Origin of the sequence: Steroidobacter flavus (assembly GCF_042651805.1) — a bacterium.
GTDB classification, from domain to species: Bacteria; Pseudomonadota; Gammaproteobacteria; order Steroidobacterales; family Steroidobacteraceae; genus Steroidobacter; species Steroidobacter flavus.
Genome location: NZ_JBHSDU010000015.1, coordinates 747,221 through 761,439 on the forward strand (window position 1 = coordinate 747,221; position 14,219 = coordinate 761,439).

Here is a 14,219-nt window from a genome sequence, read left to right on the forward strand (position 1 = left end):
CCAGATCAAGACGGCCGGAGCGACGGCCTCTAGAACTGGCGACTGGCCCGTACAGGAGTCGTTCGATGCGAGTTGGCGTGTCCTACCCCACCACGGAGGTCGCTGGAGATCCGGCGGCGATTCGCAAGTTCATCGCGGCGGCCGAGCAGCTGGGGTACCGGCATCTGATGGCGTACGATCACGTCGTCAAAGCGCCGCACGAACATCGTGAGCCCAAGCTGACCGGCCCTTACACCGACAAACATACATTTCACGATCCGTTCGTGTTGTTTGGCTTCGCTGCCGGGGTGACGGACCGCCTCGAGTTCGTCACGGGCGTGCTCGTGCTTCCACAACGTCAGACGGCATTGGTCGCACAGCAGGCGGCGGACGTCGATCTGCTATCGCGCGAACGGCTGCGTCTCGGCGTGGGCATCGGCTGGAACTACGTCGAGTATCAAGCGCTCGGCCAGGACTTCGGCACGCGCGCCCCTCGATTTGAGGAACAGCTGGGCCTGCTCCGACAGCTTTGGCAGACCCCGATTGTGAGTTTCGAAGGTCGCTTCGACCGCATCGATCGAGCCGGCATCAACCCTCGACCGCGCCGCCCCATTCCGCTCTGGATCGGCGGACATTCCGAGCCCGCCTATGCACGAGGCGCGCGTCTGGGCGATGGATTCATCTTCGCAGCCAATGGACCCGACGCGGTCGAGGCATGGTCGCGGGTGAAACATCATCTCCAGGCCTGCGGCCGCACCGAAGACAACTATGGTCGTGAGCTACTGACCATCTTTGCTCGCGACGCGCGCGAAGCGGCGGATCATCTCAAGATCTGGCGTGACGCCGGCGGCACGCACGGTTGCGTGCCGTCGATGGACAAAGGGTTGGGCAATAACATCGACGCCCATATCGATTACATCGCAGAGGTGAAGCGCCTTTACGATGCCGGCTGAATAGCGATCCGACGCCTGCCAAGGGCGGCGACCGCGAACAACATCAGCAGCGACATCGAGCCACCACTGCCTCCTCCGCCACCGCCCGTGCTGGGCTGTGACACACTCACCTGCGACGTTGCGGAGTTGTTATTGGTATTCACGTCCGCTTCCGCGGCAGCTGTCGATGCTTGCACGGTGAACGTACCGTTGCTCGGCGCAGGGTCATCGACAGCTGCGGCTCCGAATCCAGCGCCTGCCAGCTCGCGCCGGCATCGCGACTCACAAAAGCGCCGCGACCGAGCACCGATACATAAACCACGCGTGCATCGGCGGGATCCGCCGCAACCAGCGAGTAAGCATCCACATTGGATTGCGGGAACGTGCCCGCGACCTGCCAGGTGCGGCCCTGGTCGTTACTGCGATACATCTTGGCGCCGTCGGGAACATAAATCGCGCCGTCCACGCCGCAGTCGATCCGCCACACACTGCCCTGGCGGTTTGGCAGAGCCACGGGGGTGAACGTCAAACCGCCGTCCTGACTGACCAGGACGCTGGTGCCGGTGGCCGCATACACCCGCCCGGAGTTGAGCGGGTCGACGGCGATGTCGTCGATCGCGCTGTTGTCGCTGACGGAAGTGGTCCGTTGCCACGACGCACCGCTGTCGGTCGAACGGTAGAAGTGCCCCGCCGCGCCCATGTAGACGATGTTCGAGGCGGTTCGATGAAACTTCCCATGTTCCGCGCCTGCCGGCGTCCGCTGAATATTTGTCCGCCGGAGCATACACAGGGCGTGGGACAGTGACCACAGACAGACCCTTGTAGCGTCGACTTTCGGCCCCATTGGGGGCTTCATTGATAATATGTCAGCTCACTTCCCGGGACCCGCTCACATGAATGCCCCTCTCAAGATCGATTTCGTGTCCGATGTCTCCTGTCCGTGGTGCGTGATCGGGCTGAAGTCGCTCGAGCAGGCGCTCGCGCAGATCGGTTCCGACGTGACCGCCAACATTCATTTCCAGCCCTTTGAGTTGAATCCGCAGATGGCGCCCGAGGGCGAAGACATAATCGAGCACATCGGCAAGAAATACGGCTCGACGCCCGAGCAAATGGCCGCCAGTCGCGAAGGCATTCGCGCGCGGGGCGCGGAGCTGGGCTTCACGTTCAACATGGAAAAGCGCGGCCGGATCTACAACACCTTCGATGCGCATCGACTGTTGCATTGGGCGGAGCTGGAAGGTCGACAGCTCGAATTGAAGCGCGCCTTGTTCGAGGCGTATTTCACGGACGGCCGCAATCCCAGCGACCATGAAGTGCTGATCGACGTCGCCTCGCGAGTCGGTCTCGATGCGCAACAGGCGCGAGACATTCTGGCATCGGATCGTTATGCCGCCGACGTCCGTCAACGCGAGCAGCTGTTCAGCCAACTCGGGATTCGCGCCGTACCGTCGGTCATCGTGAACGACAAATATTTGATCCAGGGCGGTCAGCCGGTCGCCGTGTTCGAACAGGCGCTGCGTAAGATCGCCACCGAGTAACGTCGACCGTTACGCGTCGAGGGCCACTCCCTCGTCGGCGGCCAGCATGCCGTCGATGTCGAGCAATAGAATCATGCGCTCGCCCAGCGTGGCGAGCGCGGGTACGCAGTTCCGATCGGACACGGTGATCCCGGACGGCGTCTCCTGAATGTCCTTCTCGCTCAAGTGACTCACATCGGACACCGCATCGACGACCAGACCGAAGTCGCGGCGGCCGTTCTTGCCGATGACGGTGAGCACGACGATGACCGTGGTCGCGGTACCGGCCACGGCCGGCAACCCAAGACGCACGCGCAAATCGATCACCGGAACGATGGCGCCACGCAGATTCAGAACGCCCAGGATGTGCGCCGGCGTTTCCGGCACCGCCGTCACCGGCGTCCAGCCGCGAATCTCACGAACCCGCAGGATGTCCACCCCGAACACCTGCTGGTCGAGATGAAATGTGAGAATCTGCGCCGGCGCGGGACTGAAGATAGAGCTCATGATTGGTTTTTCCGCAGTGGTCCCCGCATTCTGACAAGGAGCTAAATCGTCACGCCGGATACCCACTTGAGCCAGCGATCGTCGATTCAGGCGCCGCCTGATGTCCGATCGAGCTAGTACGCCAGCCGCGGCGGGGTTCGGACCACACCGGGCTCGCTGTTAGCCTCGGTCGGGGCCGGGCCGCGACGGTCCAATAAATCGAAGTACGGCCGCTCGAAGACAAACAGCAGACGCGTGGCGCTGGTCCGCCAGTCCTTCGGCGCACGCTTGCCCATCAACACCAGGGCAGCGGCGTAAGCGCGGGATCGCAGTCTGTAATCCACGCCCTCCAGCAACCGGTCCGCCTCTTTGGCGCTGCCGCCCTGACGAATCGTGGAAATGAAATCCAACGCTTGCTGAGCGCCCGCTGTCGAGCTGTCACGGAAGGCGGCGATGTAGGCATCTGGGTTGCGACGCTCTCTCAACGCGAGTGCCAGTGAGACCAGCATCGTGTCGTCATCCTGAGCTTCAGTGGCAGGCAATGCCAACGCGGCTTCGATCACTTCGGGATCCGCTCCATCGGACGCAGCGGCCAGACGCAGGACGCGCCGGTCGGGCTCCTCGGCATGTTTCAATTCACTGACGGCGAGATTCGGAGCGCCGCGACTCAAATGATAGTAAGCCTTCTCGTTGCCAGGCTGCAGCTGCTGTCCGCCGGTCTCGAGCGCAGCGAGATACTGCAACGTCGGCGAGCGTTTCCAGAGGCCGGCCACCGGCACGTTGCCATCGGCACTCAGCATACGACGCACGCGTAACGAATCGATCGCGACATGCTCGCTGACCGCGGGCGCCATCTTCTTCAACGCCACGTCGAAAATGTCGGCGGCCTGCTGCCAATGACTCTCGTCCATATGAGTGTAAGCGACGGCGGCCGCCAGCCAGCCGTGCTCCGGCGACTTTGCAAACAGATCTGCGAAGGCCTGGTTCCGTTGCGCTTCCGTATCCAGGCAGCGCGCGGCCAGATACTGCAAATCGACATTTGCGGGCTGCCCTTGCGCCATCGAACGATGACGCTCGCAGACCGCGGCATGCTTATCTTCACCCGAGTAGTCCTGCTCGGCTCGCATCGTCAGCACGTCGCCCGGCTGCAAAGCCAGTCGAGCCCGCAATGTTTCATCGAAGCCCGGCAGGCGCGACGCCGCTGCCAGCCATTCCACGGTATGACGGGCATCGCTCGAGTCCCACACCGCATGCATGGCGACCACGCTCTGAATCTGCTTCTCGTCCTTCATGACCCGAAGCAACGTCGACGGACTGTCGTGACCGAAGGCGCCCATCACCGTGCGCGTGCCGCCGTCGCTATGGCGGCTGGTGCTGATCGACTCCGGCGGCTCTTCGAAAATGAAGTTCGCATTCGACGTGGTCCAGCGCACCGGACCGACGACGCGCTCCTCCGGCGCACGGACACTGCCGTAAGTCGCAGTCCATTCCACCAGCATGCTGGCGCCGCCGACGTTGTAAACGCTCTGATGCGAGCCGTAAGGAATATCCACGTCGAACTGCTCGATCACCTGACCGCCATCGGTCGTGGTCTTGATGGCGTAGTGTTCCTTATCGCTCACCGTCAGCTTGGCATGCGAGAACGGCGTGAGACGGGTCGAAGTGCCGCCGACGTCGACCGTGACCGTCCGGCCCAGGCCGTTATAAATATTCACGATGGTCGAGCCCACTGTCGTTCCGACGCTGAGCACGGCGGCGATGATGCCGCAGGCCACGGTCAATCGCGCCAGCGTGGGCACGAGACCATCGGCGACATGGAAACGATCCCACAAATCCAGCTTCTTCTGTCGCGGCCGCTCGCTGTGGCCGGGCACGAACACTGGATATTGCGGAGGAATGAAACTCGCTTCCGGCGCCGCGCCCGGCTGCAGTTTGGTTCGAACGAAGCGCGCCACCTGACTCTCGACCAGCAGCAACTGCTCGAGCGCCGCCTGCCGGAGCGCGGACAGCGCCGACATCGCACTTCCCACCCAGCTGTCGATGGCCTGGATCCAATCGCCCAGATTGTTATCGTCCGCCAGCGGCAGCTTGAATTCGCCGAGCGCCACCTGCCAGTGGTCCACTTTCAATCGACGCAACAGCGTGCGGTCGAGCTGGATCTTTTGTCCTTCGTCGTCGTAAATGTGACGAAGCGCGTTATGAACGTCGGCACAGGCATTGATCAGACGCTGACGTTCCTTGCCGGACACGCGCCCGTCGGCCGTGACGATGGAGAGCACGTTACGCATCGCGCCGTACGCGTCGTCGAGGTTCGCCTCGTTGTGCTCGGCGTAATGCAGAACGGCCAGCAATCCCTTCAGATAATCTTCCCAGCCGTTGCCCAGTTGCTTGGCCGCCGACAGATGCACGCTCCGGCAGCGCTTGTCATGCGCCAGCACCGCCGTGCGCACCTTCTCCAGCTCTTCCTGGGTTTCATCGATGGCCTGCTGTAGATCGGCGCGACGCAATTCCTTACCACGATGGCGAATGATGCCGCCCGGCGCGGTGAGAAAGCCGTCCTTCAACGCTCGCAGCGCGCCGTGCTCTTCTTCGAGCGAGCGCAGCTGTTCCAGCTGTTTCGCCAGGGTGTCGGGATAGATGGAATCCAGCTCGGCGATGATGTGCTCGTCGCGCAACGTCACGCCATACAGCTCACCGGTGTTCTGAGAGTGGTTGGTGAGCGAGCGGCCGAGGTACGCGCCTCGATAGGAGCGATCGTAGTAAGCGCGGTTGAATTTCTCATCCAGCTTGACCAGCGACTCCTCCACGGTCACGGGCTGCGCTTCGGTCGCGGACCGGAACACATGCGCCGTCATGCGCTCTTTCATCCCGGGCACGTCGTCGAACAACTCCCAGGCGCTGCGCTCGTCGATGGTCGCGGCAATATAAGTTCGCTTGGCGTTCTGCTCGCGCTCGGAATTTTCCGGGTGGGTGCTCCACATGCGCGGCGGCTGGCCGAGCGATGTTTTGAAGACCCGGTGCTGTTCGCGATTCGCCGCCGGCAGCGGATCGACCTCGCCGTAGGCGGGATTGTCGAGGATGTCCCGCAGCTTGTTGGTGACATGTTTCTGCACAGCGAACAGATCGGTCACGCGGCGCTTCTCTCGCAGCTCGGAGTCGGCGAACGCGACCGCCCTGCTCCACGCGTCGTCCGCGGCACCCAGCTTATGGAGCGCATGAATCAACGCGTCGCTGCCGGTGAGCGACACCGCCACCAAGTCCGCCTGCAATTCCATTTCACGCGACAACGCCCGCTGCGCGAGCAACACGACTCGAAACACCGTTTCCATCATCGAACGGATCGACCAGATGATGAGCGACAACAGCCAGCCCACCCAGGCGATGCGCAGATCGAACCGGGACAGGCCGCGCAGGAAACTGTCCAGGGCATCGCGCTTGGAAATGATATGAGCGGCGATCTGCTGGGCCACGTACACCCATCGTCCCACCGCCATACTGCGCTGGGCGAAATGGCCGAACTCATGCGCCAGCACCGCCTTGAACTCGCCGAGCGTGAGCGTGTTGACCAGCGCCAGACCGATCTCCAGATTCTTGCGCGAAGGAAACAGCAGATTGAGCACGGTCAGGTCGTAGAACACCGCCGCGTTGACCCGCGGCGAAAGAAACACGCGATGCGCCCGGGGCGCCCCCGCCTCGTCCGCCAGTCGGTTGATGAATGCAAACAGGCGCGGCTGTTCTTCGGCGGTCACTTCGATGTCGTCGATCTCGTGCCGGTGCTGGACGAAGAACAACGCCTTCCACATGAAAATCGCCAGGAACCCCGAGCAGGCGCCCGCCACCAGGCCCATGAAGACATCGCCGCCATGAGTCATGCCGACGATCAGTCGATAGGCGGTCCAGGTGAACCAGGCCGTCAGGCCCAGATACAAGGCCACGAACAGCGCCAGCCCGCCCATGGCGAGCCAGGCATGTAGACGATAGGTCTGGGTGCTGCGAGTCAGGCCCGAAGGCACGGAGCTGGGACCTGCCGGGTAGACGTGATCCGTTGTCATGACGCCGCTCTCAATTTGATATCCCGCCCGATTTATCTTTCGTCGTCGGCGCGGATTGAAACAGAGCGGCGCCGCATTGGGAATGATTGGCTTCACAAAGGTCGCCGCGCCGGCCGGCGACGCCTGCGTTTACGGCAAAAATCGGGGCCCGGCGTTCAGCTCAGCGCTTCGGACGAGTCGCCGCCGGCAAGCTGAGGCGGAAGATGGCGCCGCCTGTGTCGCTACGCTCCGCCCACAACCGCCCGCCATGGGAGGCGATGATCTTCTGTGAGATCGAGAGGCCCAGCCCGAGGCCGGTGGACTTGGTGCTGACGAAAGGATCGAAGATCCGCTGGAGCATGGTCTCGTCGAGCCCCGGCCCGGAGTCGCGCACCGTCAGCTCGACGCCGAGATGAGGATTCGCCGACGTGGTGATCCAAAGGCGCCGCTGGTCCGGCGCGACGCCCTCCATGGCATCGCAGGCATTGACGATCAGGTTCAGAATCACCTGTTGAATCTGCACCCGATCGGCCATCACGCGCGGCAAGTCGTCGCCCAGGCTCTGGATGGCGACCACCTGCCGGCGATGCAGATCGCCTCGGGACAAGGCCAGCGTCTCCATCACCAGATCGTTCAACTGCTCGGGCTTGCGGTCCATCTGACTGAAACGAAGCATGGACTGCATGCGTCGGATGACCTGCGCAGCCCGGCGATTGTCTGCGATGATGTCCGCGACGATCGGCTTGACGCTCGCCATATCGGCCTTGCCGCTCTGGAGCAGGGCTGCGGCGGCCTCGGCATTGGCCAGCATCGATGCCAGGGGCTGCCGGATCTCGTGAGCCACCGCGCCCGAAATCTCACCTAACGTCGCCACTCGCGACAAATGGGCCAGTTGCTGATCCCTGCGCGCAGCCTCGGCAACGGTGGCCTTGCGTTCTTGCAGGACCGCCGCCAGCATCAGCAAAGGAATACAGATCACGTTTAGAAACAACACGGTGGTGAGCGCGTTACGCACCGGCGAGTGCACGACGAACGGCCCCACCTCGTGCACCACTCCCCAGGTCGCGCACGCACCGACCAGCAGCACCGAGGCGCACACACCGACGATCTCGTAACGAACCGTCGCCCAGATCAGCAACGGCAACGGCGCATACAATAGCGCCGGCGCCCGCTCGTCGTAGACGCCGGGCCAGATGAAGACATAGACACTGACGAGCGCCAGGCACAGGCCGATGCAAGAGGTTTCGAGCAGCACGCTCCGCTTCGGCATCCGCCAGCCGCGGTCCGCCGGCTCGGCGAAGTGAACGATGAGCGGCACCAGCGTGATGGTGGCGAACGTGTTCGTGCTGGTGCGCGCGATGACCGTCAACCAGAAATCGTCGGTCAGTCCGAGCGGAACGAACGCCATTGCCATGGCAACGCTGGTGATGAAAGGCGCCCCGATGCCGCCGATCAGCACCAGATTGGTCATGGCGCTCAACTGACCGAGTCGCCGCGGTTCGGCTTCGAGTTGTAACAAAGCCGCGGCGCTGATGATGGCCTCGGCGCTATTGACGATATATTGAATGCCGATCTGCGAGAACGGCGCGTCGGAGATCTGAGCGAGGACATGGCAAGGAAGGATCGCTGCGAGATACAGCCACCAGCGGTTCACCGGAGCCAACAGCAACGCAGCAAACAGAATGGCATTCGGTGCCCACAACGCCGACACCGGCGCCGAAGGAAAAGCCAGCGCTTCGCCGAGCGCCGCGCCCAACAGATACGCGAGCGCCGTGACCGCAGGCCCGACAGCGATTCTGGCCCACGTGCCTTGATTGATCATCGGCGGATCGCGCCGAATGGAATCATCCGTCCGATCATGCAAGCCGCGATCCTCGCTGCGACATTTCAGCAAAATGATTGTTGTCGCCGGCGCGACCGATCAGAGCGACCGCCAAGATATCTGATTCGCTGACCGATGGTCGATGACACCTTTGCAAGCCGGCGCGCACGCCCGTCAAGACAATTAGCCCTAGGGCCAAGATGCAGCGCCAAGCGGACACGATTTAATCGTGCCCTTCCCATGCTGAGCAACTTGGGCTGAGCGACTTCACCTGCAGGAGGTGCGGATGAGCATGCAATCGCCATTGGCTCGGGCTCCCCTATCCCTGATCCGCTGCGACAGCGGCTGCGATTCGCCCACGGACGAAGAGGCAGGTCATCTCATGGCCGACATTCCGTTATCCCCCGACGCGAGCGTGATCGAGCACGCTTTCGAGAACAGTCACGACTGCATCGCAGTCGTCGATATGCAGGGCATGATCGTCTACATGAACCTGCCGGGCTCCTATCTGATGGGCCTGGATGGCCGTCCGCCACGGCAGCGCGTATCGTGGTCGGAGCTGTGGTCGCCGGAAAATCACGACCTCGCCGAATACAGCATTGACGAGGCCCGCTCCGGACATCAATGCCGTTTCATGGCCTGCCGGCCGACCGCCAGCGGCCTGCCCCGCTGGTGGGACATCGCCGCCAACCCTATCTTCGACGCGCGCGGCGTACCTTCACAAATGTTTTGTGTCTGTCGCGACGTGACCGAGCTCAAACAGGCCGAGCGCTCGCTGCAACAGGAGATCGCCTCCAAGGAACTGTTGATGGTCGAGGCCAGCCATCGGGTCAAGAATCATCTGGCGGGCATCGCCGGCGCCTTGGCTTTGCAGGCCCGCTACAGCGGTAACGAAACGGTACGCGCCTCATTGCAACAAGCACAGTCCAGAATCCAGGCGGTGGCGTGCATCCATCGCCGGCTCCAGCATGGCCGGGGCAACGAACGACTCGAATTGTGTCCGTCGATGGCCGAGATTGCCCGCGAGGCCATTGCAGCCTTGGGCGTGGAAGATCATATTGCCGTGAGCATTTCCTGTCCGCAGGGATTGACCATGGCGACGGATCGCGGCGTGGCGCTGTTGCTGATGACGACCGAGTTGATCACCAACTCCTTGAAGCACGCCTACCCGAGTGGCGACAAAGGTTCGGTGCGCATCACGGTCAGCGGCTCACAGCGCCAGCTGGTGTTACAGGTCGACGATGACGGCCGCGGGCTGCCCGAAGATTTCGATCCTCGCGGCGGAACCGGTCTGGGGATGAGGATCGTTCAAGGCTTGATCGCGCAACTGAGCGGCGAGCTGCAGATCGAAGCACGCGCGCCGGGGGCGCATTTTCGCGTGCGCATGCCCAAGGATGCGCCACGGGATCTGGCCCGGAGCGTGCCCGCCGATCTGACGCGAGTGATTTGATCGAGCGCATTGATCTGTTGGCGACCGACGTCCGAGGGGAGACCAACGTTGACCAGGATCGCGACGTGGACTGCGAGCCACGCAAGCGCCGCCGCTTTGCGCGGCGACTCTGCGGCGATCCTGGCGCCGTTATGCGGGCTGCTTTATTACCTGGCCGCAAGTCTGGACCTGGCGCTGCGCGGGCCGGATGCTGTGCCAGTGCTGTCTCCACAACACGGCGTGCTGATCGCACTGTTGATGGTGACTCCCTACGAACGCTGGTGGGCGCTCGCCGCCGCCGTGCTTCCTGCTCACCTCATCGCCTACTGGAGCACCGGTCTACCGGTCGGGCAGCTCGCCTGGCAGGCGCTCTTTAGTCTCGGTCTCTCCACGTCGATCGGCACAGCGTTGCGACTGTTGCTCGGGCAACGCAGTCCCTTCGACAATTTGCAGGACTTCTCGCTGTACGTGGTCACGGGCGTGATCGCCGGCCCGGCGCTGTTGACTATTTTCTCTCCGAGCGTGGCGCTGGCCTGGATCGCCGGCAATCGCGAGCAGGCCCTCGCCCACTGGCAAACCGGCACCGTGGCCAGCGCGCTCGCAATCCTGACCTGGTCGTCATGGATTTATCTGGCGTTGCTGCCCCAACCCGGCTGGTTGCAAAAGCGCACGCCGAAACAATATGTCGAGGCATTGACGATCGCCGCCGCGCTGCTGGCTTGTTTCCAGCTGACTTTCATCAGCGACGCCGAGCATCACGCCGCGCTGTATCTGTTTTTCATTCCCTTGCTATGGCAATCGGTGCGCTTCGGCGTCGACGCGGCCGCCATGGCGGTCACGCTCATCGCCACCCTGGCAAGCTCGGCGGAGCACATCCCTCATAGCGTGCGCCTGCGCGATGCTCCGCAGGCGGCCACCATCGATCTGCAAATATTCCTGATCGTGATGACACTGATCGCGGTGGTGATCGCCATCGTGGTCGAAGAGCGCCGACGCGTGGCGCAGGCCGCCGCCGAAAGCGACGCCCGTTATCGCGCCATCGTGGACAGTCAAACCGACTTCGTCTGCCGCAGCCTGCCCGACACCACGCTGACCTTCGCCAACGCGGCGATCTGTCGTTACTTCGGCATGCCCAGAGAGAAAGTGCTCGGGGTGCAATGGCTGCAGTTCGTCCCCAGCGACACGCGCGGCGAATTGCGACAGGCGCTCGGTCGCGCCACGCCGGAAAATCCCACGTTCATGCTGAAACATCCGGTAACCCTGCCCGACGGGCGCACCGGCTGGCACGAATGGACCAACACGGCCATCTTCGATTCCGAGCAGCGGCTGGTCGAATTTCAAGGCACGGGCCGCGACATCACCGAGCTCGCCCGGGCGGAGCTGGCCTTGCGACAGAACGATGAGCGGCTTTCGTTCATCGCGCGGGCCGCGTGCGATCTGATTTACGAATGGGACATCGTCCGCGGCGAGCTGTGGTCCAGCTCCGGCGGCGAGCGCAACGAATGTGCGCCGAGCGTCCGACACTTGAGTGTCGAGACGTGGGGCAACTGCGTCCATCCGGTCGATCGAGATCGTGTGGCTCGCGACTGCCGAGTGGCATTACGCGGCTCGGCGACGACCTGGGAAGCCGAATATCTATACATCGGGCGCGGCGGTCCGCCGCGTTGGGTGCGTCACCGTGCCTACATCGTTCGCGATCGGAACGGCAAAGCGGTCCGCATGATCGGGGCGATCACCGATCGCAGCGATCGCAAGAACCTGGAAGAAGCCAATCGCACGCTGGAGCGTTTCGCCCGCCTCGCCATGGTCGGCCAGATCACCGCCTCGATCGCGCACGAAATCAATCAACCGCTCGGCGCGATTCGTTACAACGCCGAAGCCGGCCTGCTGTTTCTGAATCGCGATAACTACGACAAGGACGAGTTCCAGGAAATCTTCGACGACATCCGCCGCGACAATCGCCGGGCGAGCGATCTGGTCACGCGGCTGCGCGAGCTGCTGCACGATCACGAGTTGCGACTCGATCCCATCGACGTGAACGATGTGATCCGGGACGTCGTCAAGCTGATGCGGGTCGAGTCCCGGCAGCGCCACGTGCAGCTGGAAACTCAATGCAGCGAGTTGCCCACCGTGCTCGGCGACTATGGCCGGCTACAACAGGTATTGCTGAACCTGATCCTGAACGGCATGGACGCCATGGCCGGCCAGCCCGAGGCGTGCCGACGAATCGCAATCCGGACCGCCCGCGTCGGCGCCACGCGCATTCAGGTGGAAGTTGCGGATCGGGGCTGCGGGATCGACCCGGCGACGTTGCCGAAAATGTTCGATTCTTTTTTCACCAGCAAAGCACAAGGCATGGGGCTGGGTCTGGCCATCGCCCGCTCCATCGTCGAGGCGCACGGCGGACGCATCTGGGCCGAAAACAATGCGGACGGGGCTGGCGCCACCTTGATCTTCCAAATAGACAGTCTCGGCTCCAAGGTGATGCTGTCGGGTCGCGACGACACCGACCGGTACAGCGCAAGACTGAACTGATCTCACATAATCACAACGTATTTCCGATATTTTCTACGTGCCGGGCCCTAGGTTGTTGCGGCAAGTCGCGATAACGCGTACATCCCATTTTGGAACACTGCCGCAGTTGAGACGTTGTCTCGCGAATGTGCTGCGGAGGGATGAGCACGACCTGGCTCAATGAATCAGAACAGCCTTCGAAAGGTGTACCTGGATGAATTGGCCGATGAACAGGCCCGAGCGCAAGAGCGACGGATTCCGGAAGCGCAGATGAGCGTGGTTCTCCTGATCGACGACGATCGGCGAATTCGCAACAGCCTCGGCCGGCTGCTACGCGTGCTGTCCTATGACGTCGTCGAGGCGTCCGATTGGGAAACCGCGCTGGAGCTCACCGCCGATCACCGTCCCGACGTGGTGGTCACCGACCTGCACATGCCCGAGCACAGCGGCGTCGACATCGCGCGACTATTGCGCGGCCATCCGGAGTTCGGCGATACGCCCATCATTGCGTTGACCGCCACTCCACCCCGCGACGACGAAACCATTTCTTTGTTTCATACGATTCTGGAAAAACCCTGCGCCGCTGAAGATCTCGAACGGGCGCTGACGGACGCGTTACAACGAAGCAAGCACTGACACGCACTACGAAGCGTGATCCTGTGCTTGGAACTGCATCAGCGCTCGCGCGGTGAGCGACGCCGAAAACAAAAATCCCTGCCCCATCTGCACGCCCGCCTGCGTCAACACTTCCGCCTGATAATGCGACTCCACGCCCTCGGCGATCACCTGCAGCTGAGAATGAAGTAGCAGCGAGCGCAATCCCGGCAGCCATGCGGGCTCCGGTGCGTGCTCGACCAGTTGTGAGATGAGCTTGCGATCGATCTTGATCACCTCGAAGCGACCGCGCGACAGCACCGCCAGATTCGCACCGGTGAGAAACACATCGTCCAGCGCCAGCCGCACGCCCTGCTCGGCCATCATGTTGAGCGCATTCAATCCCAGCTGATCCGGCACGCCGCGCTCAGTGATCTCGAGTAACACCTGACTCACATGCGCGCGTAGTCCTGAGCGCACAGCTGCGTACTCCAAGCCACCACGCCCGAGAATCTCGGGCGGCACATTGATGCTGATATAAATATCGGAATGGCGGGTCAGCCAATCGCCGAGTTCTCGTGCAATGGTTTCGATGACCCAGTAAGTGAGTCGGCCCGACAGCGGCGTGTTCTCGATCTGGGTGACGAATTTGCTCGCGGGCAACACCGTGTCATTGCGCCGCCAGCGCACCAGCGCTTCCGCGCCGACACTCCGGCGCGTCACTAGCGAAACAATAGGTTGGTATTCGACGAACAGCTCGCCTCGATCCATGGCGCCGCGCACATCTTCGGTTGTTATCGTGTCCGCATTCACTACACGTTCCGTCATTGTGCGATCCGCGAGCCGAATGTAAGCCTCGAGCCGCGGCCGACGCCATGAGCACTAGGGCCAATGCGGACGACCGGCTTTACCTGT

General features: G+C 62.6%; 9 protein-coding genes and 2 pseudogenes. 6 read left to right on the forward strand and 5 right to left on the reverse strand.

Annotated elements, in window-relative coordinates; all coding sequences use genetic code 11:
* The first annotated feature begins 77 nt into the window (after positions 1–77).
* Positions 78–932, forward strand: a complete 855-nt coding sequence (locus tag ACFPN2_RS31045; RefSeq protein WP_380603975.1) for an LLM class F420-dependent oxidoreductase — start codon at positions 78–80, stop codon at positions 930–932.
* Positions 933–1,071: 139 nt separating this feature from the next.
* Here ACFPN2_RS31045 and ACFPN2_RS31050 read toward each other — a convergent pair whose 3' ends face one another.
* Entirely contained in the window at positions 1,072–1,695 is a 624-nt protein-coding gene (locus tag ACFPN2_RS31050; RefSeq protein WP_380603977.1) for a WD40/YVTN/BNR-like repeat-containing protein, read from the reverse strand.
* A gap of 109 nt (positions 1,696–1,804) precedes the next feature.
* Between ACFPN2_RS31050 and ACFPN2_RS31055 the strand changes: the two genes are divergently transcribed.
* On the forward strand, positions 1,805–2,449 hold the full coding sequence (locus tag ACFPN2_RS31055) for a DsbA family oxidoreductase (RefSeq protein ID WP_380603979.1): 645 nt from the start codon (positions 1,805–1,807) through the stop codon (positions 2,447–2,449).
* Positions 2,450–2,458: 9 nt separating this feature from the next.
* On the opposite strand, the gene ACFPN2_RS31060 is transcribed toward ACFPN2_RS31055, so the two are convergent.
* The 3 genes from ACFPN2_RS31060 to ACFPN2_RS31070 form a co-directional block, all read right to left on the reverse strand.
* Positions 2,459–2,935, reverse strand: coding sequence for a chemotaxis protein CheW (locus tag ACFPN2_RS31060; RefSeq protein WP_380603980.1), 477 nt, complete (start codon positions 2,933–2,935; stop codon positions 2,459–2,461).
* A gap of 113 nt (positions 2,936–3,048) precedes the next feature.
* Positions 3,049–6,966 (reverse strand): M48 family metalloprotease, encoded by a 3,918-nt coding sequence (locus ACFPN2_RS31065; RefSeq protein ID WP_380603981.1) that lies wholly within the window; start codon positions 6,964–6,966, stop codon positions 3,049–3,051.
* 160 nt (positions 6,967–7,126) lie between these two features.
* On the reverse strand, positions 7,127–8,809 hold the full coding sequence (locus ACFPN2_RS31070; protein ID WP_380603983.1) for an ATP-binding protein: 1,683 nt from the start codon (positions 8,807–8,809) through the stop codon (positions 7,127–7,129).
* Positions 8,810–9,149: 340 nt separating this feature from the next.
* On the opposite strand from ACFPN2_RS31070, the pseudogene ACFPN2_RS31075 reads away from it, so the two are divergent.
* The 4 genes and pseudogenes from ACFPN2_RS31075 to ACFPN2_RS31090 form a co-directional block, all read left to right on the forward strand.
* Positions 9,150–9,785: pseudogene (locus tag ACFPN2_RS31075) on the forward strand (histidine kinase dimerization/phosphoacceptor domain -containing protein); the annotation flags it as partial.
* A gap of 108 nt (positions 9,786–9,893) precedes the next feature.
* Positions 9,894–10,217, forward strand: a pseudogene (locus ACFPN2_RS31080) (sensor histidine kinase); the annotation flags it as partial.
* A gap of 48 nt (positions 10,218–10,265) precedes the next feature.
* On the forward strand, positions 10,266–12,731 hold the full coding sequence (locus ACFPN2_RS31085; RefSeq protein ID WP_380603985.1) for an ATP-binding protein: 2,466 nt from the start codon (positions 10,266–10,268) through the stop codon (positions 12,729–12,731).
* Positions 12,732–12,890: 159 nt separating this feature from the next.
* Entirely contained in the window at positions 12,891–13,346 is a 456-nt protein-coding gene (locus ACFPN2_RS31090; protein WP_380603987.1) for a response regulator, read from the forward strand.
* A gap of 6 nt (positions 13,347–13,352) precedes the next feature.
* Here the strand turns inward: ACFPN2_RS31090 and ACFPN2_RS31095 are convergent, their stop codons facing one another.
* The gene (locus ACFPN2_RS31095; protein ID WP_380603989.1) at positions 13,353–14,132 is read right to left on the reverse strand and encodes an EAL domain-containing protein; all 780 of its coding nucleotides are present in this window, start codon (positions 14,130–14,132) and stop codon (positions 13,353–13,355) included.
* Between the last annotated feature and the right edge of the window lie 87 nt (positions 14,133–14,219).

What these genes read in the sequence shown, in the direction of transcription:
- ACFPN2_RS31050 (WP_380603977.1), bottom strand. Translation starts at nt 1,695, where the DNA reads ATGCTCCGGCGGACAAATATTCAGCGGACGCCGGCAGGCGCGGAACAT.
- ACFPN2_RS31095 (WP_380603989.1), bottom strand. Translation starts at nt 14,132, where the DNA reads ATGACGGAACGTGTAGTGAATGCGGACACGATAACAACCGAAGATGTG.
- ACFPN2_RS31065 (WP_380603981.1), bottom strand. Translation starts at nt 6,966, where the DNA reads ATGACAACGGATCACGTCTACCCGGCAGGTCCCAGCTCCGTGCCTTCG.
- ACFPN2_RS31090 (WP_380603987.1), top strand. Translation starts at nt 12,891, where the DNA reads ATGAATCAGAACAGCCTTCGAAAGGTGTACCTGGATGAATTGGCCGAT.
- ACFPN2_RS31055 (WP_380603979.1), top strand. Translation starts at nt 1,805, where the DNA reads ATGAATGCCCCTCTCAAGATCGATTTCGTGTCCGATGTCTCCTGTCCG.
- ACFPN2_RS31060 (WP_380603980.1), bottom strand. Translation starts at nt 2,935, where the DNA reads ATGAGCTCTATCTTCAGTCCCGCGCCGGCGCAGATTCTCACATTTCAT.